We start from the raw sequence: 21,524 nt of genomic DNA on the forward strand, positions 1-21,524 counted from the left end.
CAGGCCCGTCGCCGTCACGCCGCGCACCGGCCCAGTCCACGGCCCCCACTCGCACAACGCGTTCTGCAACGGCGTCGGCCCTGTCGCCCCGGGCTTGGAGGAGGAACAGTGCGCGAGAAGACGGTGAAGGCGCTCGGAACGGAGATCGGCGCAACGGGCCCCGCCCGCATGGCCAGCCGCTAGGGTTGCGGCCCACGGGACACCCGTCGACAGCCGTGCTGGTCACCGGGTCACCGTTTCGAAACGTCAGCGAGGGGGGAACTCGCCATGGTCGAAGATCCGATCAACGCCGCCGATACCGACGGCGACGACGATGCCGCCCGGAAGGCCGTCGAACAGGAGCGGGCCGAACTCAAGGAGTTCATCAAGGGGCTGAGCACGGACGACATCAAGTCGGGCGGCTGGTTCACCAAGCTCAGCGCCGAGGCCATGAGCTCCTACACCGCCAAGGTCGACTGGCAGTACTTCCAGGAGCGGTACGCGGGCGTACCCGCGGACGCCGTCATCGATCAGCGGATCAAGATGGCGGCCCGGTACGCCGCGCTCGAAGGCGGACTCTCCGCCGGGGCCTACACGGCGACCGTCGTCGCCACCCTCGGGAGCCTCGGCGGCGCCTCGGCAGCGACCGTCCCGGCCGCCGTCGCGACCATGATGGTCGACGTCGCGTTCGTCACCCGGCTCCAGCTCCGCCTGGCCTACGACATCGCCGTCCTCTACCGGGTCCCGCTCGACCTGTCCGACCCCGAAGATATGTGGAAGCTCATTCGTGTGGCCTTCACGATCAAGAGCGGGGAAGCGGCCCGGGAAGGCGTGGCCAAGGCGGTCCCGGCCATCGTCCGACCGTTGATCAAGCGTTTCTACTCCGGAGATGTCCTCAACGCCGCGAAGGCACTCCCCGTCGTCGGGAAGTACCTCCTGCAGAAGAACGTCATCAAGATCGGTATCCCCCTGATCGGCGTCCCCCTCGCGGTGGTGCTGAACCGCTACACGACGCTGCTCGCCGGGCGGCACGCGCAGGCAGTCTTCCGGAACGAGGCGCGGGTGATCGAACTCGCCGGGAACCTGAGCGAGCGGAGCCGGCACCCGCAGCTGATGCTGTGGGTCGCATGGCTCGTCATCAAGGCGGACAAGAAGATCACCGACGACGAGACGCTGCTGATGCGGCATCTGGTGAGGCTGGTCCGGGAGCAGCACCAAGTGGTCGACGAACAACTCGCCCACCTTGTCGACATCGATCCCGCCGAGGTGTGGCGGCGCATGGACGCCGAGCCGGGGGATCTGAGCGACGTGCTCGACGCGGCCGACCGGGTGGCCGCTGTGGACGGTGACGTCAACAAACTCGAGAAGGCCGTCATATCCGAACTTCGGGATCGCTGCAGTCGAGTCTGACACCGCCCCGCGCCACCGAGGACCGCGGTGGCTCTGTGGCTCCACCGGCCACCGCACTCTCCGCCGGTGTCTCGCGCGGAACCGCGCTCACCCGCCGGCAAGACGGTCCGGCCGGGGATGGGTCCTCGCCCAGAGGGCCGTACAACTGTGCGTGAAGTAAAGTGACTTGTGCTGCGCATCCACCCGGAGGGGTACGAGTGCGGAGTTCATGCGGCCCTCGGCGGCATGTGAGCAGTGATGGTGAATCGCCGTGCGCGTGCGTGCGGTGTGTGAGCGGATGCCCGGTGGGTCGTCCCCCCACCATTCCTGCTCACCACCAAGGAGTGGTCACCCATGGACCCTGTCGAGTACCAGCCCGCGCGTTACGCCCGGTTCCGCAAGATCCTGGCGGACGTCGCCGTCAATGTGGTCGCCAACCTGTTGGTGGCCGCCATGATGTCGGCAGCGCACCTGCTCTTCTGAAGCAGGCCGGTGGCGGGCTTCCGGGAGCCCGCCACTCCACTTCGAGCCGAAGGCTCAGAACAACGTCATCTCGTTCTTCCGCTTCGCCCTGTTCCGCGCCCGCCGTGCTCTGCGGCTCCGCGCGCCCCCGCCGTGCCGAGTGGTCCTCAGTTCGGGCGGGATGGACTCCTGCGTCGGCCGAAGCCCGTGCACGTCGGTCTCCCCGACCAGTTCCCTGAGATGGCACCGGGTCTCCTCGTCGGTGGAGTAGAGCACGGTCGCCCGGCTCGCCCGGGTCAGCAGAACGTGGTAGGCGTGGCGGACGCAGCGGGCGAAGTCGTCGTCGCCGAGCGTACTCGCGCGGACCTTTGGGTCGAGCGATCCCGGTTTCGCCACCCGCATCACCCCGTTGTCCGGGTCCTTGCGCTGCTTCCCCCGCTGGAAAACCCAGCGGTCGGTACGCCAGACCATGTCATCGCCCATGATCACCCCGCACCAGTCCCACTCGAGCCCCTGTGCCGTGTAGACACAGCCGATCTGTCCGATACCGGCGTCGTGCACGGGCCAGATCCTCGACGGCGGCTCGCCGTTGGCGCAGAAGGACTCACTCGAAGCGTTCCAAGGGCGGTGCCAGTCACCGATGCGCACATCGTTCTGGAGGTTCTTGTCCTTGTCCGGTTTGCTCCAGGGCCAGCAGTATCCCGCCACCATCCGGGCGGTCGCACCGGCGTCGAACTCGGTGCGGACGATGCGCTCCATCTCGTCGGGCGAATCGACGACCTCGATGTGCATGAGTCCGTCCGGAACCCACTTGTGCGCCTCCTGCGGCGACACACCGAGCAGTGCGCGGACCCAGCGGATGTAGGCGTCACTGCCTCCGCACCGGTACTGCTCCACCAGACTGTAGCGACGGAAGAGAGCACCATGCCGTTGCGCGGCGTCCTCGATGAGCTCCGCCGTTCCCACCTCGGACGGTCGCACGGTCTGGGCCCCGTCGAGGAAGAACACCGTCAGGCGGGACGCCTCGATGAGTTCGTCCACCTGCGGTTTGGTACCCCGCTTCTCCGCGGGCAGCCGCCAGTGCGTGGTCCTGTCCCGCAGCCGGTGCGCCTCGTCGCAGATCAGTACGTCCAGCGGTGGCTCGGGCGGATTCACGAAGTTGCTGAAGTACGCGAAGCGCTCACGGAACTCGGCTTCGGTGTATCCGACGTTCTCCTTGATCGCGGCGTTGAAGGCCCGGGATCCGCTCGCGTACTTCACCCTTCGGCCGGCGGCCTCGAGGTCGGCTCGCAGTTGCAGTCCGATGGCGCTCTTGCCGGTTCCGGCTCCGCCGGTGACCAGGAAGACCGCACGCTGCGGACGGGGGACGAGCGCCTCCCTGTGCGGAGGGTCCAGGATCAGTTCCGAGGCCTTCAGAACGTCGTCGGCGACCTTTTTCTGCCGGCCTCTCAAGGTGAAGACCGTGTCCTCACCATTCGACTTGACCATGGCGTCGAGCAGCGGCGTGTTGCGCAGGTTCATCCGATGCAGGATGTACTCGGCAGCGGAATGGTCGTCCTCGTCGGTGAAGTGACGCTGCAGATCCTCGAGGAGCCTGGCCCGGGTGTCTTTGGTGTAAGTGTGGGCATAGGGCCCCGTGGGCGCGTCGGCACCGAGCAGTGGCCGGACGGATTCGTCCGTGGCGTTGTGCAGGTAGGCGAATCCGCCGCATTCGAACCGCAGTCCGCTCAACGGACCATTAGGGCCTGTGAACAGCGCGTGGTACTCACCGAGCTGAAGGGCGGGATGGGTGACGGGGTCCTCGATCCCCGGCACATACACGAGGTCGGCCGTGGCGGCCTCCACCCTCGTCACCGACGACCACTGCTTCAGCTCGACGAGCTGAACTGAGAGGGTGCCCTCTGCCGGGTGCCTGCCCACGAGGACCACATCGATCTGGCCGTGGGTCCTCGCCGCCCCTTCCGACGCGTCCACGGTGGGCGAACACTCGACGATCATTTCGACGTTGCCGCGTTCGGCAGCGACCAGGTCTTCCGCCAGTGAGACGAGGCTGTGCGCCCACGCGGAGCGCTCGCCGTCGGAGGAATCGCCCCGCTGGAAATGCACCCAGCGGGCCGCCAAGTGAGGCACCAGGCGGTGCCGGGCGTTCAGAGCAAGCAGGTCCCGTGCTGCTAACCGCAGCAGGAGCATGGACACGAGGAGGATCCCCCAGGGCACGAGTGACTCGTGCGGGTGGGGGCGTGTCCTTGCGGGAAGCCCGTCGGGCCGCAACCGTTTCCGGGGGATCTTAGACAGGCTCCGGCTCGGACCGAAAACGACGATCGGGTTTCGGCCTGCCCATGGGAGGGTCTGTCCGGATCCCGAACGGGTTGGCTGTCCGGCCGCTCAGACCGAAGCCAACTCCCGCACCGGACCTCCCGCGATCTGGCGTAGCTTCTCCTGCGTCTCGGGGTCCGTCGAGTACACGATCGTGCCGACCATGCCCCGGGTCAGCAGCACCTTGTAGGTGTTGCGGATCAGGCGGTCCACGTCGTCTTCCGGAGTGGACTTCTTGAAGACCGGGTCCTTGGAGGCCGTGCGGTCGGTGACCCACCGGTCACCGCGCCAGACCAGATCGGGACCGATGATGACGCCCGACCAGTCGTACTCGAATCCCTGGGCGGTGTAGACGCAGCCGACCTGCCCGAAACCGGCCGGGTCGGTGGCCCACAGGGCGGCCGGGGGCGCGCCGGAGACGGCGCGGTCGCCGCGCAGGTTCCAGGGGCGCGCCCAGTCGCCGATCACCACGTCCGGGGGGAGGGGCTCGCCGGGTTTGGGCTCCGGGGACCAGCGCCAGCAGTAACCGGCGGAGATGCGGGCACCGTAGCCCTGGGCACGACGGTCCTCCAGGAACGCCTCCATCTCCTGCGGGCTGTCGGCGACCAGGAGTTGCATGCGGCCGTCGGGTTCCCAGACGACCGGCCCGCCCGGCTCCAGACCGAGGAGGCGGACCACCCAGCGCAGATATGCGTCGCTGCCGCCGCAGCGGAACTGGCTGTCCAGCGGGACGACGTGACAGGGGATGTCCCGCTTCGCCGCCGCCTCCTTGATGTCGGCCACGGTGCCCATCTCGCCGGGGCGCACGACCTGGTGCTCGTCGAGGAGGAAGACGGGCACGTGGGCGACGTCGATCAGTTCGTCGATCTGCGCCCTGCCGGTCCGGTGTTCGGCGCGCGTGTAGCGGTTGGCCGAGGTCTCCCGGATGCGATGGGCCTCGTCGCAGACCAGGACGTCCAGGCTGTTCTTCTCAGCCTTCATGAAGCTGTTGAAGTACTTGAACAGGTCCTGCACCTCCCGCTTGCGGAATCCGGCGACCTTCCTCATCGTCTTGGTGAACGACTGGGAGCCGGTGGCGTGCAAGGCAGGCATCCCGCGCCGGTACAGCTCGCCGAGCAGTTGGAGGGCGATCACGCTCTTACCGGTACCGGGGCCGCCGGTGACGACGACGACCTCCTTGCGGTCGGCGCGCTTCGCCCTCTCCACCGCGTTGAGCACCATGCGGTAGGCGACCTGCTGCTCGTCGAGGAGCACGAACTGCCGGCGCTCCCGCACCTCCTGGGCGGCAACGGACATCAACTGCTTCGACGGCGCCGTGGTGCCCGAGAGCAGTTCGTCCGCCGCCCCCGCGCCGGAATGCTCCCCACTCAGCTTCGAGCGGAGATGCGCGAGGAACTCGCCGCGGCGCTGTCCGGTGAAGAGCAGGCCACGGCCGTCACGCTCGATCTCCCGCAGGCCGGCCACGCCGGGCTCCGTGGCGTTGTGCAGGAACGCCACTCCGCTGATCCGGTGCCCGTGCCCGGCCACCGCTCCGTTGAAGTTGACCAGGTAGTCGCAGTAACGGCGCACCTGCTCGATGGGATTGAGAACCGGATGGGCGTAGCGCTCGACGTGGCACAGCGTGGGATCGTCCTCATGGGGCAGGACCTCGCTCCACTGCTTCAGTTCCACCACGACGTACGACGGCTCTCCGGTGGAAGGGTGGACGCCTGCGAGCACGGCGTCGGCGCGTTTGCTGTTCAGCGGCAGCGCGTACTCCAGCATGATCTCCACGTCGCCCAGGCCCGCCTCGACCAGCGCGCTGGCCAGGACGGGGATGCTGCGCTCCCAGGAGCGCACCTCCGAGGCGCCGGGCCGGTGACCGTGCATATGGGCGAACTGGTCGGTGAGGTGCAGGAACAGCGAACCGTCGAGCGCCATGGCGGCGACCGTCTTCGCGGACGCGCGGAACAGCAAGGACTTCCCCCAGGCAGCACGAAGGGACTCGTGCGGGTGGGGGCATGTCCTTTAAGACTCCACCGGGGTGGAGCGGAAGCCCGTCGGGCCGCGTTGATGACGTGTCCGAGACTACCCGGCGGCACCGACAGCCGTACGGGCCACGGGGGCGGTAGCAGCGGGAGGCGGGCGGCGGCAGGGGGTGGCCTTGACCTCGTCGATCAGGGCGATCCGAGCGCGCGGCGCCTGCGGACGCTCGCCCGGGGCGAGGGCGATGACGTCAACCTCGTGCTTGGTGCAGGCCGCCGGGTCGGCAACCTCGGTGGTACCGACCGGACCGGGCAGACCGCCGGGGAGCAGGGTACGGGCGTAGCGGCGGGCGAAGGTGCAGGCGAGGTCCTCGAAGTGCGGGCCGAGGATCTTGGATCGGTATGTACGAGTCCGGGTGAGGCGCGTGGTCAAGCCTTCCCCCGCAGCGCAGAAATCCTGGTTGCGGAGGGAAGTCGAGGATCACGGCAGGTCTCCTTCACAGGGGAGTGGTTTCGCACAAGGGACAGAGCAGGAGGGGGGGAGGTGGGGTGCGCGCTCAGGAGGCGTGGTACGGCAACCGGGAGGCGACACCTCGGCCGGAGTCTCGGTGTCGAAGAAGACGTGGTAGCCGGGGACCGCCGCAGTCCCGGCGACGGCGATTCCCCAGCCCTCTCGTTCCGCACCGGGGCGGCCGCCCGGGAACCAGCCGAGGTAGAAACGTCCGTCCTTGCTGTTGATGTGGACGTCGGCGCGGTCGTCGACGACCAACTTGAAGTCCTCGTCGCCGAACCGGTCCAACACGAGGACCGGCTGATCGGCACCGAGTGACCAGTTCCGCAACCACAGCGCCTCCACAGTGGTGGAGAAGCCGGGCTGAGCGAGGCCCGCGGTCATGGGCGATCCCTTCTGTGACCTGCGGTTTCCGCAGAGAGTAACGCCCACACCGCACATAATGCGCACGCACAAAACCGCAGGTCAGGAGCGCTTCGGGGCGGGCTTGAGGATGGCGACGCACTCCACGTGGTGGGTCATCGGGAACAGGTCGAAGGCCCGCAGGAAGTGCGGGACGTAGCCCTCCTCGCGGAAGTAGGCCAGGTCGCGGGCGAGGGCGGCCGGGTCGCAGGCGACGTAGGCGATCCGGCGCGGGCCGAGGGAGGCCACCTGCCGCACCGTCTTGCGCCCGGCGCCGGAGCGGGGCGGGTCGAGGACGACGATGTCGGCCTCGGTGATGCCGGTACGCGGCAGGACCTGCTCGACGTTGCCGCGCTCGATGCGGACGCGGTCGAGGTCGGCGAGGTTGTGGCGGGCGTCCTCCACCGCGCGCTTGAAGGACTCGATACCGAGCACCGCGCCCTTCTCCCCGACGCGCTCGGCCAGGGCTCCGGCGAACAGCCCGGCGCCGCAGTACAGGTCGAGGGCCATCTCGCCCCTGCGCGGCGTCAGGCCGGTCATCACGGCCTCGACCAGCAGGTCGGCTGCCTTGGGGTGGACCTGCCAGAAACCTCCCGCGCTGATCCTCCAGGTGCGGTCGGCGGCGCGCTCGCGGACGAAGGGCCGGCCGTGCACCCGGTGCACGGCCCGCTCGCCGCCGCGCTCCGCGCCGCGGCCGCGGTGCTCCTCGCCCCGCAGCACCGACACCGGCCGGTCCAGCTCCACCAGGGGCAGGCGCCCGCCGGGGCGGGGGGTGAGCACGACCTGGCGGTCTCCGGAGCCGGTGGCGGCGGTCGCGTCGACGGTGGCGATCTGCGGCCACCGGCGCTTCTCGACGCCCAGTTCGCTCACCCCCGGCGCGGCGATCAGGCAGCGGTCGATCGGCTGCACCTCGTGGGAGCGGTGGCGCAGCAGCCCCGCGCGGCCCTCGTCGTCCACGCTGTAGTGGACGCGGGTGCGCCAGGCCGGGACCTCGCCCTTGGGCACCTTGTCGCCGGGGGCGGGCTCGACGGTGCCGTCCCAGCCGGCGTCCTCGGCCGTGAGCCCGGCCAGCCGCGCCAACTGCTCGGCGATGACGGAGGCCTTCAGCCGCCGCTGGGCTCCGGGGGCGGCGTGCTGCCAGTCGCAGCCGCCGCACAGTCCGGGGCCGGCGAACGGGCAGGGGGCCTCGACGCGGTCCTTGGAGGGCTCCAGGATCTCGACCGCGTCGGCGCGCAGGAAGCGGGAGTCCTCCCGGCCCTCGGTCACCTTCGCGACGACCCGCTCGCCGGGCAGGGCGTGGCGCACGAACAGCACCCGTCCCTCCTCGGTGCGGGCGATGCAGTGGCCGCCGTGCGCGACGGGGCCGATCTCGACCTCGTACTCCCGGCCCACCAGCGACGGTGCGGTTTCGGAGGACGCGGCGGGGGGTGTTGCGGGGGGCATGGGGAGCGGCTCCAACGGACGGCGGGGCGCATGGACGGCAGTCCTCCAGCCTACCGGTCCGTCCGGGTCACTCCTGCCGCCCGTCGCGCTCCCCCCGGCCCGCGGGCCCGGCGGGGCCGCGGCGCACCGCGCCGGGCGCGCTCCACTCGGAGCGCCTGCGCGCCCTCAGCCTGGCGCGCTCGGAGGATTCCAGCTGGTAGGGCACGGAGGTGACCATCACGCCCGGGGTGAACAGCAGGCGGCCCTTGAGGCGCAGGGCGCTCTGGTTGTGCAGCAGCTGCTCGTACCAGTGGCCGACGACGTACTCGGGGATGTAGACGCTGACCACGGTGCGCGGGTCGCTGCGGCGCAGGCCCTTGACGTACTCCACGACCGGCCGGGTGACCTCGCGGTAGGGGGAGTCCAGGGTCTTGAGCGGGATGTCGATGCCGCGCCGGTTCCACTCCTCGAACAGGGCGCGGGTCTCCTCGGGGTCGACGTTGACGCTGAGGGCCTCCAGGACGTCGGAGCGCATCATCTTGGCGTACGCCAGCGCCCGCAGCGTCGGCCGGTGGACCTTGGAGACCAGGACGATGGAGTGCACCCGCGAGGGCTTGGCCATCTCCTCCCGTCCGGCCTCCGCCGGCAGCGCCAGCTCCTCGGCGACCCGGTCGTAGTGGCGGCGGGTGGCGGTCATCATCGCGTAGAAGAGCGCCATGCCGATCAGGGCGACCCAGGCCCCGTGGCTGAACTTGGTGACCAGCACCACGACCAGGACCAGGCCGGTGAAGAAGGCTCCGAAGGCGTTGATGGCGCGTGAGCGCTTCATCCGGTGGCGGGCCGCGGGCTCGCTCTCCTGGGCGAGGTGGCGGTTCCAGTGCCGGACCATGCCGGTCTGGCTGAAGGTGAAGGAGACGAAGACGCCGACGATGTAGAGCTGGATCAGCCGGGTGGAGTCGGCGTCGTAGGCGTAGACGAGCACGCCCGCGAAGACGGCCAGCAGCACGATGCCGTTGGAGAAGGCCAGCCGGTCGCCGCGGGTGTGCAGCTGGCGGGGCAGGTAGCGGTCCTGGGCGAGGATCGAGCCGAGGACCGGGAAGCCGTTGTAGGCGGTGTTGGCGGCCAGGAAGAGGATGAGCGCGGTGGCCGCGGAAACCAGGAGGAAGGGCAGGGACCCGTAGCCGAAGACGGCCGCGGAGACCTGGGCGATGACCGGATCCTGGTGGTAGTCGGGCCCGGCGGGACGGCCGTCGATGAGGATGTCGGTGGCGGGCGTCTCGGACATCTTCACGCCGGTGGCCAGGGCCAGGGCGACGATGCCGCCGAACATGGTGGCGGCCAGGCCGCCCATCAGGGCCAGGGTGGTGGCGGCGTTGCGGCTCTTGGGGCGGCGGAAGGCGGGGACTCCGTTGCTGATGGCGCCGACGCCGGTGAGGGCGGCGCAGCCGGAGGAGAAGGCCCGCAGGAGCAGGAAGAGCAGGGCGAAGCCGGTCAGCTCGGCGGTCTCGGCGCTGACCTCGTATCCGGCGCTGGGGGCCGACATCTCGTCGCCCAGGACCAGGCCGCGGAAGGCGCCCCAGGCGATGGTGGCCAGTACGCAGGCGACGAAGAGGTAGGTGGGGGCGGCGAATATCGTGCCGGACTCGCGTACGCCGCGCAGGTTCAGCACGGCCAGCAGCGCGATGATCGCCACCGCCGTGCCGGTCTTGTTCTCGGAGACGAAGGGGATGGCGGAGCCGAGGTTCTCCACCCCGGCGGCGACCGACACCGCCACCGTCAGGACGTAGTCCACCAGCAGGGCGCCCGCGACGGTGAGTCCGGCCCGGGGGCCGAGGTTGACGGTGGCCACCTCGTAGTCGCCGCCGCCGGAGGGGTAGGCGCGGACGTTCTGCCGGTACGACGCCACCACCGCGAACAGGAGCACGACGACGGCGAGGGTGATCCACGGCCCGTAGCGGTAGGCGGAGAACCCGGCGATGGACAGCACCATCAGGACCTCGCCCGGGGCGTACGCGACCGACGACAGGGGGTCGGAGGCGAAGACCGGGAGGGCGATGCGCTTGGGCAGGAGCGTCTGGGTGAGCCGGTCGCTGCGCAGCGCACTGCCGATCAGGATCCGTTTGGACACGTCGGTCAGCTTGGACACGCAGAGGATCGTAAGCCTCCCCTGCCCGGCCCACCCAACCGCCGCCGGGCCGGAGTGCGGCAGGTCACGGCGGGAAGGCGCAACCTCGGCACCCGTCCCCGCGAGTTGCGGCCGATGAGGGCGGGGCCAAGCATGGCCGTATGGCGGAGAGGACGGGCCGGCACATGGACGGCGGCAGCGGCGGCGGTACGGGCGCTTCCGGGAAGGAGAGCGGGAGCACGGGCGGGGAGGGGGGAGGGCGGGCGGGCAGGCCGCTGCGCTGCCTGGTCACCGGGGCCACCGGCTACATCGGCGGCCGGCTGGTGCCCGAGCTGCTGGCGGTCGGCCACACCGTGCGCTGCCTGGCCCGCACCCCGGCCAAGCTGCGCGACCACCCCTGGGCCGGACGGGTGGAGGTGGTGCGCGGCGACGTCACCGACGCCGCGTCGGTGCGCGCGGCGATGGAGGGCGTGGACGTCGCCTACTACCTGGTGCACTCCATGGGCGGCGGCTCCCGCTTCGAGAGCACCGACCGCGAGGCCGCGAGGATCTTCGGTGAGCAGGCGCGGGCGGCCGGGGTGGGCCGGATCGTCTACCTGGGCGGGCTGACTCCTGCCGGGGTGCCCGAGGGGGAGCTGTCGCCGCACCTGCGCTCCCGCGCCGAGGTGGGACGGCTGCTGCTGGCCTCCGGCGTGCCGACGGCCGTGCTGCGGGCGGCGGTGATCATCGGCTCGGGTTCGGCGTCGTTCGAGATGCTGCGCTACCTGACCGAGCGGCTGCCGGTGATGGTCACCCCGAGCTGGGTGCGCACCCGGCTCCAGCCGATCGCGGTGCGCGACGCGCTGCGCTACCTGGTCGGCTGCGCCTCCTTGCCGCCCGAGGTGAACCGGACCTTCGACATCGGCGGCCCGGAGATCCTCACCTACCACGACATGATGCAGCGCTACGCCGCGGTGGCCGGGCTGCCCCGGCGGGTCATCGTCCCGGTGCCGGTGCTCTCCCCCACCCTGTCCAGTCACTGGATCGGCCTGATCACCCCCGTTCCGCGCGCACTGGCCCGGCCGCTGGCCGAGTCGCTGCGGCACGAGGTGGTCTGCGCCGAGCACGACATCGCCCGCCACGTCCCCGACCCGCCCGGCGGCCTGCTGGGCCTGGACCGGGCGCTGCGGCTGGCGCTGAAGCGGATCAAGGACGCGGACGTGGTCACCCGCTGGTCCTCGGCCTCCGTCCCCGGCGCGCCCAGCGACCCGCTGCCCACCGACCCGAACTGGGCGGGCGGCAGCCTCTACACCGACGAACGCGAGCGCACCGTGACCGCCTCGCCGGAGGCTCTGTGGCGGGTGATCGAGGGCATCGGCGGCGAGAACGGCTGGTACTCCGCGCCGCTGGCCTGGGCGGTGCGCGGCTGGCTGGACCGGCTGGTGGGCGGGATCGGGCTGCAGCGGGGGCGGCGGGACGCCGAGCGGCTGCGGGCGGGCGACTCGCTGGACTTCTGGCGGGTGGAGGAGATCGAGCCGGGGCGGCTGCTGCGGCTGCGGGCGGAGATGCGGCTGCCGGGACTGGCCTGGCTGGAGCTGATGGCGGGCCGGGGGCCGGAGGGGGAGACCGTCTACCGGCAGCGGGCGCTGTTCCATCCGCACGGCCTGCTGGGGCAGGCGTACTGGTGGGGCGTCTCGCCGTTCCACGCGGTGGTGTTCGGCGGGATGGCCCGCAACATCGCCTCGGCGGCCGAGGCGGGCGCCGCGGGTGTCGGGCGGCGGCGCGCGGTCACCTCCGGGCCGGGTCCCCGTCGGGGCGGTGGCGCAGCGCGGCCAGCTCCTCGTTCATGGCTGCCAGGAAGCGCACGACGGCGCGGAGTTCCGCGTCGCTGAAGCGCTGCCGCACGGTGTCGGTGGCGCGCGCGAGGGGACGGAAGTACTCGCGGGCCACCTGGCGGCCCCGAGGGGCGTAGTGGAGGTGGACGATCCTGCGGTCGGCCGAGTCCCGGGTGCGCCGGATGTGGCCCGCGCGCTCCAGGCGGTCCAGGCATGCGGTGACGGCGCCCGAGGTGAGCTGGAGGCGTTCGCGCAGCATTCCGGGGGTGACGGGCCCGTCCCGCTCACTGTCCAGGATCTCCACCAGGGCCTGGACGTCGGTGGGGTGCAGTCCCTGGGAGTGGGCGAAGTCGTGCGCGGTCCGGCTGAACTCGCCGTTCATGCGGCGGAGCAGCACGGCGAACGCCTGGAGCCCGGTCGGGTCGCCGCCCGGGGCGTCGGAGGGCTCGGCGGGGCCGCCGGTGGGGTCGTCTGAGTCGCGCACTCCCCCACGATATACAATCTCGATCGCCAAGTTTCTCAACGAAAAAGATTCCTGCCCGCGCAGGCGGTGCCCACGTCCTTGTTCCAGGGGAGTCGATGAAACCCACACCACGTGTCCTCAGGTGGCTGGTGCCCGCCGCGCTGATCGTCGTCTGGCTGGCGGTCGGCGGCGCCTTCGGCCCGTACGCCGGGAAGATCAGCGAGGTCTCGACCAACGACCAGGCCTCCTTCCTGCCCGAGAACGCCGAGTCGACCAGGGTGATCGAGGCGCAGGAGGACTTCCGGACCTCCGAGACCGTGCCCGCCATCGTCGTCTGGGAGGCCGAGGAGGGCGGCATCGGCGCCGGCCAGCGGCAGCAGGCCGAGCAGGCGCTGGCCGAGCTGGCCCAGGCCCCCGGCGTCGCCGGCCGGCCCTCCCCCGTGCAGCCCTCGGAGGACGGCGAGGCCCTGCAGGCCGTCATCCCGCTCTCCTCCGACCTCGACGAGGGGATGGGCGACGTCATCGACGCCATCCTGGAGACCGCCGGGCAGGTGGAGGGCGCCGAGGCCCACGTCGCGGGCCCGGCCGCCACCCAGGCCGACCTGTCCGAGGCGTTCGCCGGGATCGACGGGCTGCTGCTGGGCGTGGCGCTCAGCGTGGTGCTGCTGATCCTGCTGCTGGTCTACCGCAGCGTGCTGCTGCCGCTGGCGATCATCCTCGGCTCGGTCTTCGCCCTCGCACTGGCCACCGCGATCGTCTACCTGCTGGCCGAACGGGACGTGGTACGGGTGGACGGCCAGGTGCAGGGCATCCTGTTCATCCTGGTCATCGGCGCCGCCACCGACTACGGACTGCTGCTGTCGGCCCGCTTCCGCGAGGAGCTAGCCCACAGCGGCGACCGACTGGGCTCCGCGCGTACCGCGCTGCGCCGCTCCCTGGGCGCCATCGTCGCCAGCGGTTCCACCGTCGCCCTGGGCCTGCTGGCCCTGCTGCTGAGCGATCTGCGCAACAACCGCGCCCTGGGCCCGGTCGGCGCCATCGGCATCGCCTGCGCGATGCTCAGCGCCCTGACCTTCCTGCCCGCGGTGCTGGCGGTGCTCGGCCGGTCCGCGTACTGGCCCGCCCGCCCCAAGCCTCCCGCGGACCCGTCCGACCCGTCCGCCGCCCGGGGCGTGTGGGGCCGGGTGGCGGCCCTGGTGGACCGCTCCCCGCGCCGGGTGTGGGCGGTGTCGCTGGCGGGTCTGGCCGTCGCCGCCGCGTTCTTCCCGACCCTGTCGTCCACCGGTGTGCCGACCAAGGAGATCTTCGTCGGCGGGGCCCAGTCCGTCACCGCCCAGGAGAAGCTCAACGAGCACTTCCCCGGCGGCTCCGGCAACCCCGCCGTGATCATCGCGGACGCCGACCGGGTACGGGAGGTCACCGCGGCCGCGCAGGACACCGAGGGGGTCGCCTCGGCCGCCCCGGTCACCTCCTCCGGCCGCCCCGGCGGGGGCGAGCCGCTGGTCGTCGACGGCCGGGTGAGCGTCCAGGCCACCCTGTCGGCCGGGGCCGACTCCGACGAGGCCCTGCGGGCCGTCGAGCGGCTGCGGGAGTCGGTGCACGCGGTGGAGGGCGCGGACGCCCTGGTCGGCGGCTACACCGCCCAGCAGCTCGACAGCCGCGACACCGCCCGGGAGGACCGCGCGCTGATCATCCCCGTCGTCCTGGTGATCATCCTGATCATCCTGATCGGGCTGCTGCGGTCGGTGGTGATGCCCGTGCTGCTGGTGGCGACCGTGGCCCTGAACTTCCTGGCCACCCTGGGCATCGCCGCCCTGGTCTTCGAGGGCCTCCTCGGCTACAGCGGCACCGACCCCTCCATCCCGCTGTACGGCTTCGTGTTCCTGGTGGCCCTGGGAGTGGACTACAACATCTTCCTGATGACCCGGGTCCGCGAGGAGACCCTGCTGCACGGCAACCGAATGGGCGTGCTCAAGGGCCTGACCGCCACCGGCGGGGTGATCACCTCGGCCGGGGTGGTGCTGGCCGCCACCTTCGCGGCACTGGTGGTGATCCCTCTGTCCTTCCTGGTGCAGATCGCCTTCATCGTCGCCTTCGGCGTGCTCATGGACACCGTCCTCGTACGCTCCCTGCTCGTCCCGGCCCTCGCCAGGGACATCGGACCGGCCGTGTGGTGGCCCAGCGCGCTGAGCCGCCGCGGTGAGGAGACACGGCCCGGAGGGGACCGGGAGGGGCACCCCGCGCCGGATGCCGGGTAGCGTTACGGCGCAGGACAGATCGGCAGGGGCCCCGGTCGGGGCGGGAAGGATGACGCGCGATGCGGGCCCGGGTCGTCACGGCACAGGAAGGCACGGGGTAGCGGCCTCATGCACATCGTCATCATGGGGTGCGGGCGCGTGGGCGCCGCGCTCGCCCGGACCCTGGAGCAACGGGGTCACACGGTTGCGATCATCGACCGGGACGAGGCGGCCTTCCGCCGCCTGGGCTCGTCCTTCGGCGGACGCCGGGTGGAGGGGATCGGCTTCGACCGCGACACCCTGCGCGAGGCGGGCATAGAGGAGGCCGGGGCGTTCGCCGCCGTCAGCAGCGGCGACAACTCCAACATCATCGCGGCCCGCGTGGCGCGCGAGATGTTCGGCGTGGAGAACGTGGCCGCCCGCATCTACGACCCCCGCCGCGCCGAGGTCTACCAGCGGCTGGGGATCCCGACCGTCGCCACGGTCCGCTGGACGGCCGACCAGATGCTGCGGCGGCTCCTGCCCTCGGGCGCGGAGCCGCTGTGGCTGGACCCGACCGGAGGCGTACAGCTCGCCGAGGTGCACGCCTCCACCGCCTGGGTCGGGCACCGGGTGAGCCGCCTCCAGCAGGAGACGGGCACCCGGGTCGCCTTCATCACCAGGCTGGGCGAGGCGATGCTGCCCACCTCCGAAACGGTGATCCAGGAGGGCGATCTGGTGCACGTGATGATGCGCTGCGACCGGGTCGGCGACGTGGAGGCCGCGTTCTCGCGCGGTCCCGAGGGAGAGACACGATGAGGGTCGCGATCGCCGGGGCCGGCGCGGTGGGCCGTTCCATCGCCGGAGAACTGCTGGAGAACGGCCACGAGGTGCTGCTGATCGACAAGACGCCCGGCGCCATCTCGGTGGAGCAGGTGCCGCAGGCCGAGTGGCTGCTGGCCGACGCCTGCGAGATCACCTCGCTGGACGAGGCCGCGCTCCAGCGCTGCAACGTCGTGATCGCCGCGACGGGCGACGACAAGGTCAACCTCGTGGTCTCCCTTCTGGCCAAGACGGAGTACGCCGTGCCGCGGGTCGTGGCGCGGGTGAACCACCCCAAGAACGAGTGGCTGTTCAACGAGTCCTGGGGGATCGACGTGGCCGTCTCGACCCCGCGGCTGATGTCCGCGCTGGTCGAGGAGGCCGTCAGCGTCGGCGATCTGGTGCGGCTGCTGCGCTTCAGCCAGGGTGACGCCAACCTGGTCGAGCTGACCCTGCCCCCCGAGTCGGCGCTGGCCGGCACGCGGGTGGGCGATGTGCAGTGGCCCGAGGACACCGCGCTGGTGACGATAATCCGCGGCAGCAGGGTCCTCACCCCGGGCCCCGAGGACTCCCTGGAGCCGGGCGACGAGCTGCTGTTCGTCGCCGCCCAGTCCCGTGAGGAGCAGTTGGAGGAGCTGCTGTCGGTGCGGCGGGAGCCGGAGGGGGAGTCCCGGTAGCGGCGCTCCGTACGTACGAGGGCGGCGGCCCCGGCCGGTCGGCCGGGGCCGCCGCCCTCATCGTGCGCCCTACGGCCGCGGGGCCGTACCGGGCTCAGGAGTCCGTCCGCGCCTCGCCCGCCACGCGCTCGCGTTCCCGCTCCCCGGCCCGCTTCCTCTCCGCCTCGGCGGCCTCCTCCGCCTCCATCTCCGCGATCACGTCGATCGGCGGCGGGGCCTTGGCCAGGAAGACGTAGGTCAGGTAGACGCACAGCAGCAGCGGCGGGATGCCGAGCGCGACCTTCACCCAGCCGAGCTGGGTGGCGTCGCCCCAGAAGTAGATCGGGAAGAGGATGGCCGACTTGGCCAGCAGGACGATGCCCCAGGCCCAGGTCGCCTTGGTGTAGGCGGCCAGGCGGCCGGGGTTGCGGGTGCGCCAGGAGAGGTTCTCGCGCATCAGCGGTCCGAGCAGCACCCCGATCAGCGGGAAGCGCACCATCGCCGAGACGCAGTACGCGACCGCCAGCCCCAGGGTGTAGAGCATGCCCGGCAGGTAGAAGTTCTTGGCGTCGCCCGACATCATCGCGAAGACCGCGCCGATCCCGACCCCGAAGACGCCGCTGAAGGCGTGCTTGAGGGTCTCGCGCTGCACCAGGCGGGACAGCGCGAGCAGGACGCTCAGGCCCAGGGCGGCGACGGCCGCGAGGTGGATGTCCCGCTTGATCGTGTAGACCAGTACGAAGACCAGCCCGGGCACGGTGGTGTCCACCATGCCCCGCACTCCGCCGAACGCCTCCATCAGCGCCTTGTCCGTGACCGTCGGACCGGACGCGCCGGCCTCCGCCCCGGACCCGGTTCCGTCCACGCCGGCGGCCGGCTTGTCGAGAGAGGTCACCCGCTACTCCTGTCCGCTGTCCTGTCCGATGGGTCGCAACTCGTACTTGGGGTTGAACAGCACCGGGCGGCCGCGGTTCATCGCGATCCGCCCGTGGGCGATCAGCCTGCGGCCCGGTTCTATGCCCGCGATGGACCGGCGGCCGAGCCACACGACGTCCAGCGGGGCGGACCCGTCGAACAGCTCCGCCTCCAGCGCGGGCACGCCCGCCCTGGGGCGCTGCGTCACCGTGCGCAGCGTACCGGTCACCGTGACGATCTGCCGGTCGCCGCAGTCGCAGATGCGGGTGCAGCCGCTCTCCTCGGTGTCCTGCCGGAGTTCGGCGGAGAGCAGATCCTCCTGGGAGGAGGCCAGACGCCCGAGGAGGCGCCGCAGCCGGCCGCCCTGCCTCTCGAGTCGGGTAACGCCACTCATGCGGCCAGCCTACCCGCGCCCGTCACCCCCCGTAATGCCCCTGAGGGCCCCGGAACCGGATGTGACCGAAGGCTCTCCCCCGGCGCCCCGGAAGCCCCAGGAATCACCGGCGCCCCGCGATGCACAGCGGGCTCAGAGTCCACGGCACGGGTCCACGGCACGGGTCCACGGCTCGGGGCCAGGGCTCAGGGCCGGGCCGGCAGCGGGCGGAGCTCCGGGCCGGCCTCGCGCAGCCGCCCGTCGCGCAGTTCCAGGACGCGGTCGGAGCGGGAGAGCAGCCAGGGGTCGCGGGTGGCGACCAGTGCGGTGGCGCCGCGGGTGCGGACTGCGGTGTACAGCAGCTCCAGCACCCCGGCGGCCTCATCGGGGCCGAGCAGCGCGGTGGGCTCGTCGGCGACGAGCAGCGCCGGCCGGATGGCCAGCGCGCGGGCGACGGCGACGCGCTGGCGCTGGACGCCGCCGATCTCGTCGGGCCGCCGCCCGGCCAGCTCGGCAAGGCCGGCCTCGGCCAGCAGCCGGGAGACGCGCTCCTCGCGTTCGTGCGCGGGGACGTTGCGCAGCCGCAGCGGAACGCCGACGTTCTCGGCGACGGTGAGGACCGGCAGCAGTCCCGGGGAGGGGAAGACGATGCCGATGCGGTCGCGGCGCAGCCTCAGCCGCTCCTGCTCCCCCATTCCGTCCAGCCGTACGCCGTCGACGGTGATCCGGCCCGAGACGGGGGTGTCGAGTCCGCCGACGAGGCCCAGGAGTGTCGTACGGCCCGCGCCGGGGCGTCCGGTGACCGCGACCAGCTCGCCGCGCCGGACGGTGAGCGACAGACCGCGCAGTACGGGGACCGCGGCGGGTGCGTGACCGTGGGAGTGGTGCAGGTCCTCGACGACGACCACGGCGCCCATACGGCCTCCCCTTCCGGACGGCTCCGGACGGTGCCGAGCCTAGCGCCCCCGCGGGCCGTTCCGGCCGGGCGGAACGACGCCACTTCTCCCGGGCGGTGGTCTCGGCCGCGTGGCCGGCCCCGGTCTTCTCCCCAGCCGGACGGAGGCGATCCGGCCCGTTCATCGGCACGGTGCCCCCGGTCCCCGCGGACTCTCCGGAACGGGCCCACGGCGGCACACCCCGTCCGCAGCCGTCGTCGGGCCGCAGGAGCATGAGGGGGCTCCGGCCCTGCCGCCTCGCACGGCGGCAGGGCTCCAGGCGGCGTCCCGGTCAGCGGACCTCGGTGATCTCCGGGCCGCGCTGGAGCTTGTCGATGCCGCCGGCGAAGCGGGAGCCCTCCTGCGCCTGCTCCTGCTGGACGCCGTCGGGCACCATCTGCGCGTCGTCGGGGAGCTTGAGGACGATCGGGTCGCGGGGGGCCATCGGGGCGTCGCCGCGCACCACGACCGTGTCGCGGAAGATCTGCTCCAGCAGTCCGGCGGCCTGCGGCTGCACCGCGCCCTGGCCGGAGATGACACCGCGCAGGAACCAGCGGGGACCGTCCACGCCGACGAAGCGCACGACCTGCATGCCGCTGTTGCCGTCGGGCAGCCTGACCGGCACCTGCGCACGCAGCTCCCAGCCCAGCGGTCCCTCGACCTCGTCGATGATCCCGCCCTTCTGCGTGATGCCCGAGGCGATCTCCTCGCGCACCTCGTCCCAGATGCCCTCGCGCTTGGGCGCGGCGAAGGCCTGGAGCTGGACGGCGCTGTCCTTGAGCACGATCGTCGCGGCGACGATGGCGTCCCCGGCGACCTCCACCCGCAGCTCCATGCCCGGCACTCCGGGCACGAACATGCCGCCCAGGTCGACCCGGCCCTCGCCCGGCGCGCGCAGTTCGCTCACGTCCCAGGGGCCGTCCGGCCGGGGGGCCGGGGGGAGCTTGACCCTGGACTGCTCGCCACCGGTGCCGTCGGCGGACCCGTCCGACGTGTCGGTGCCCTCGTCGGATCGTTCCGTCTCGAACTCGTCCGAGGCGCCCTCGGGCCCTACCTTCTTCTTGCGACGACGTCCGAACACGTCACTGTCCCTTCAGGTCGGCGGCCTCGTCGGCCGCGACCGCAGCGTAATGGTTGTGCTGTGCAGCGTGGTCCTGTGCGGCGCCGTCCTGTGCGGCGTGGCCGCCCGTGGAGCCGAAGCCCCCCGCCGCTCGCGCCGATCCCGGCAGTTCCTCCACCTCGTGGAAGCGCACCTTCTCGACTTGCTGGACGACGAGCTGGGCGATGCGGTCGAACCGCTCGAACCGCACGCTCTCGCGCGGATCGAGGTTGGCCACGATCACCCTGATCTCCCCACGGTACCCGGCATCGACGGTTCCGGGGGCATTCACGAGACAGACCCCGCAGCGGGCCGCCAGACCGGAGCGCGGATGCACGAAGGCGGCGTACCCGTCGGGCAGTGCGATGGAAACCCCCGTGGGCAGAACGGCCCGTTCCCCGGGGGCCAGTTCGGCCGCCTCGGTGGTGACCAGATCGCAGCCCGCGTCGCCGGGGTGGGCGTAGGCGGGCAGCGGCACCTCGGGGTCGAGGCGGCGGATCAGCACCTCGACGGGATCGCGCCCGGGCAGGCCGGCGCGGCTCACGGGTTCACCTCGAAGGCGCGGGCCCGGCGGACGGTGTCGGGGTCGGCCATCGCGGCCTCGATCTCGTCCTTGCGGCCGTGGTCGACGAAGTGCTCGACCTTGACCTCGATGAAGAGGGCGTCGGCGCGCACCGCCAGGGGGCCGTCGGGGCCGCCGACGCGTCCGGTGGCGGTGCAGTAGATCTTGCGTCCGTGCCGGGCCGTGGCCCGTGCCGTCAGGTGCAGTACGGAGTCCACGGGGACGGGCTGGAGGAAGTCGGTCTCCAGCCGCCCGGTGACCGAGATGGTGTGCATCAGCCAGTTCAGGGAGCCCAGGATCTCGTCCATGGCGGTGGCCAGCAGTCCGCCGTGGGCGAGGCCGGGGGCGCCCTGGTGCTCGGGGCGGACGGTGAACTCGGCGGTGACGCTGACCCCCTCGCCCGCCCGGGCCTCGAGGTGCAGTCCGTGGGGCTGCTCGGTGCCGCAGCCGAAGCACTGCGCGTAGTGGGCGCCCAGCGGCTCTCCGGGAGCGGGGGCGTCGGGGTGACGCTCCGGGGGAACGGCGTCGTCCGGCGGGGTCAGGGATGTCTTGGTGGCACTCACGGATGCTGACCTTACCGCCGGGTCAGTGAGCCGGTCGCGGGCGTGCCAAGCTGGGGACATGCTTCCTCCCGGCGTGCTGTACGACGAGCGGCTGACCGCGCCCCGCCCCTGGTGGCTGATCGCCGCCCTGTCCGGGGTCTCCCTGGGCCTGATCCTGTTCCCCCTGGGCCTGATGCCCCTGCTGGGCGGTCTGGTGGTGGGGACGGCGCTGGGCGCGGTGGCGGTGAGCGCCTACGGTTCGGCCCGCATCCGCGTGGTCGCGGACTCGCTGGTCGCGGGGGAGGCCCGGGTGCCGGTCTCCGCGCTGGGCGAGGCGCACGTCCTGGACGAGGAGGAGGCCCGCGCCTGGCGCACCCACCGCGCCGATCCGCGCGCCTACATGCTGCTGCGCGGCTACGTGCCGACGGCGCTGCGCGTCGAGGTCACCGATCCCGAGGACCCCACGCCGTACCTGTACCTGTCCACACGGCGCCCACGGGCGCTGGCCGACGCCCTGGAGGCGGCGCGCCGGTAGCGCGGCCGGCCGTACGGGCGGC

19 protein-coding genes and 1 pseudogene are annotated in these 21,524 nt (G+C 71.9%); 7 read left to right on the forward strand and 13 right to left on the reverse strand.

The genetic code is table 11. The annotated features are described in order from the left end of the window. Positions 1-267 precede the first annotated feature (267 nt). Positions 268-1,389 carry a hypothetical protein gene (locus tag QPK52_RS05970; protein WP_410535982.1) on the forward strand — a complete coding sequence of 374 codons (1,122 nt, stop codon included), beginning with the start codon at positions 268-270 and terminating at the stop codon, positions 1,387-1,389. Between the two features lie 333 nt (positions 1,390-1,722). Then, positions 1,723-1,851 (forward strand): DUF6408 family protein, encoded by a 129-nt coding sequence (locus QPK52_RS05975; RefSeq protein ID WP_107425008.1) that lies wholly within the window; start codon positions 1,723-1,725, stop codon positions 1,849-1,851. A 54-nt stretch (positions 1,852-1,905) separates the two neighbouring features. Here the strand turns inward: QPK52_RS05975 and QPK52_RS05980 are convergent, their stop codons facing one another. From QPK52_RS05980 to QPK52_RS06005, 6 genes and pseudogenes are all read right to left on the reverse strand, one after another. Beyond that, the gene (locus QPK52_RS05980; RefSeq protein WP_410540224.1) at positions 1,906-4,020 is read right to left on the reverse strand and encodes a DNA/RNA helicase domain-containing protein; all 2,115 of its coding nucleotides are present in this window, start codon (positions 4,018-4,020) and stop codon (positions 1,906-1,908) included. 195 nt (positions 4,021-4,215) lie between these two features. Further along, complete coding sequence (locus QPK52_RS05985; RefSeq protein ID WP_410535983.1) at positions 4,216-6,102, reverse strand: DNA/RNA helicase domain-containing protein; 1,887 nt, start codon at positions 6,100-6,102, stop codon at positions 4,216-4,218. A 168-nt stretch (positions 6,103-6,270) separates the two neighbouring features. After that, positions 6,271-6,516, reverse strand: a pseudogene (locus tag QPK52_RS05990) (ATP-binding protein); the annotation flags it as partial. Between the two features lie 75 nt (positions 6,517-6,591). Continuing rightward, the gene (locus tag QPK52_RS05995) at positions 6,592-7,005 is read right to left on the reverse strand and encodes a DUF317 domain-containing protein (protein WP_410535984.1); all 414 of its coding nucleotides are present in this window, start codon (positions 7,003-7,005) and stop codon (positions 6,592-6,594) included. 81 nt (positions 7,006-7,086) lie between these two features. Continuing rightward, positions 7,087-8,466 carry a class I SAM-dependent RNA methyltransferase gene (locus QPK52_RS06000; RefSeq protein WP_410535985.1) on the reverse strand — a complete coding sequence of 460 codons (1,380 nt, stop codon included), beginning with the start codon at positions 8,464-8,466 and terminating at the stop codon, positions 7,087-7,089. Between the two features lie 67 nt (positions 8,467-8,533). Next, the gene (locus QPK52_RS06005; RefSeq protein ID WP_410535986.1) at positions 8,534-10,591 is read right to left on the reverse strand and encodes an APC family permease; all 2,058 of its coding nucleotides are present in this window, start codon (positions 10,589-10,591) and stop codon (positions 8,534-8,536) included. Positions 10,592-10,731: 140 nt separating this feature from the next. Here QPK52_RS06005 and QPK52_RS06010 point away from each other — a divergent pair, with 140 nt between their 5' ends. Next, positions 10,732-12,441, forward strand: a complete 1,710-nt coding sequence (locus QPK52_RS06010) for an SDR family oxidoreductase (protein WP_410535987.1) — start codon at positions 10,732-10,734, stop codon at positions 12,439-12,441. Here QPK52_RS06010 and QPK52_RS06015 read toward each other — a convergent pair. Next, the gene (locus QPK52_RS06015) at positions 12,338-12,868 is read right to left on the reverse strand and encodes a MarR family winged helix-turn-helix transcriptional regulator (RefSeq protein ID WP_410535988.1); all 531 of its coding nucleotides are present in this window, start codon (positions 12,866-12,868) and stop codon (positions 12,338-12,340) included. The genes QPK52_RS06010 and QPK52_RS06015 overlap by 104 nt on opposite strands. Before the next feature lie 95 nt (positions 12,869-12,963). Between QPK52_RS06015 and QPK52_RS06020 the strand changes: the two genes are divergently transcribed. The 3 genes from QPK52_RS06020 to QPK52_RS06030 all read left to right on the forward strand — a co-directional run bounded on the left by QPK52_RS06020 (position 12,964) and on the right by QPK52_RS06030 (position 16,562). After that, positions 12,964-15,105, forward strand: coding sequence for an MMPL family transporter (locus QPK52_RS06020; RefSeq protein ID WP_410535989.1), 2,142 nt, complete (start codon positions 12,964-12,966; stop codon positions 15,103-15,105). Positions 15,106-15,213: 108 nt separating this feature from the next. Beyond that, entirely contained in the window at positions 15,214-15,882 is a 669-nt protein-coding gene (locus tag QPK52_RS06025) for a potassium channel family protein (RefSeq protein ID WP_093662723.1), read from the forward strand. After that, positions 15,879-16,562, forward strand: coding sequence for a potassium channel family protein (locus tag QPK52_RS06030; protein WP_410535990.1), 684 nt, complete (start codon positions 15,879-15,881; stop codon positions 16,560-16,562). The genes QPK52_RS06025 and QPK52_RS06030 overlap by 4 nt, the downstream gene beginning before the upstream one ends. 94 nt (positions 16,563-16,656) lie before the next feature. Here QPK52_RS06030 and QPK52_RS06035 read toward each other — a convergent pair whose 3' ends face one another. The 6 genes from QPK52_RS06035 to QPK52_RS06060 form a co-directional block, all read right to left on the reverse strand. Next, complete coding sequence (locus tag QPK52_RS06035; protein ID WP_410535991.1) at positions 16,657-17,436, reverse strand: DUF3159 domain-containing protein; 780 nt, start codon at positions 17,434-17,436, stop codon at positions 16,657-16,659. 3 nt (positions 17,437-17,439) lie between these two features. Next, positions 17,440-17,850, reverse strand: coding sequence for an OB-fold nucleic acid binding domain-containing protein (locus tag QPK52_RS06040; RefSeq protein ID WP_093662721.1), 411 nt, complete (start codon positions 17,848-17,850; stop codon positions 17,440-17,442). Between the two features lie 185 nt (positions 17,851-18,035). Then, positions 18,036-18,746: an ABC transporter ATP-binding protein gene (locus QPK52_RS06045; protein WP_410535992.1), complete on the reverse strand. Its 711-nt coding sequence runs from the start codon at positions 18,744-18,746 to the stop codon at positions 18,036-18,038. Between the two features lie 310 nt (positions 18,747-19,056). Further along, positions 19,057-19,845, reverse strand: coding sequence for a DUF3710 domain-containing protein (locus tag QPK52_RS06050; protein ID WP_410535993.1), 789 nt, complete (start codon positions 19,843-19,845; stop codon positions 19,057-19,059). Position 19,846: 1 nt separating this feature from the next. Then, on the reverse strand, positions 19,847-20,407 hold the full coding sequence (gene dut, locus QPK52_RS06055) for a dUTP diphosphatase (RefSeq protein WP_410535994.1): 561 nt from the start codon (positions 20,405-20,407) through the stop codon (positions 19,847-19,849). Continuing rightward, positions 20,404-20,988 carry a PaaI family thioesterase gene (locus QPK52_RS06060; protein WP_410535995.1) on the reverse strand — a complete coding sequence of 195 codons (585 nt, stop codon included), beginning with the start codon at positions 20,986-20,988 and terminating at the stop codon, positions 20,404-20,406. Before QPK52_RS06060 ends, dut begins: the two co-directional genes overlap by 4 nt. A gap of 58 nt (positions 20,989-21,046) precedes the next feature. On the opposite strand from QPK52_RS06060, the gene QPK52_RS06065 reads away from it, so the two are divergent. Beyond that, positions 21,047-21,502 carry a DUF3093 domain-containing protein gene (locus QPK52_RS06065; protein WP_410535996.1) on the forward strand — a complete coding sequence of 152 codons (456 nt, stop codon included), beginning with the start codon at positions 21,047-21,049 and terminating at the stop codon, positions 21,500-21,502. The last annotated feature ends 22 nt before the right edge of the window (positions 21,503-21,524 follow it).

It is taken from the genome of Streptomyces sp. KL2 (assembly GCF_046529545.1).
Lineage (GTDB): Bacteria > Actinomycetota > Actinomycetes > Streptomycetales > Streptomycetaceae > Streptomyces > Streptomyces radiopugnans.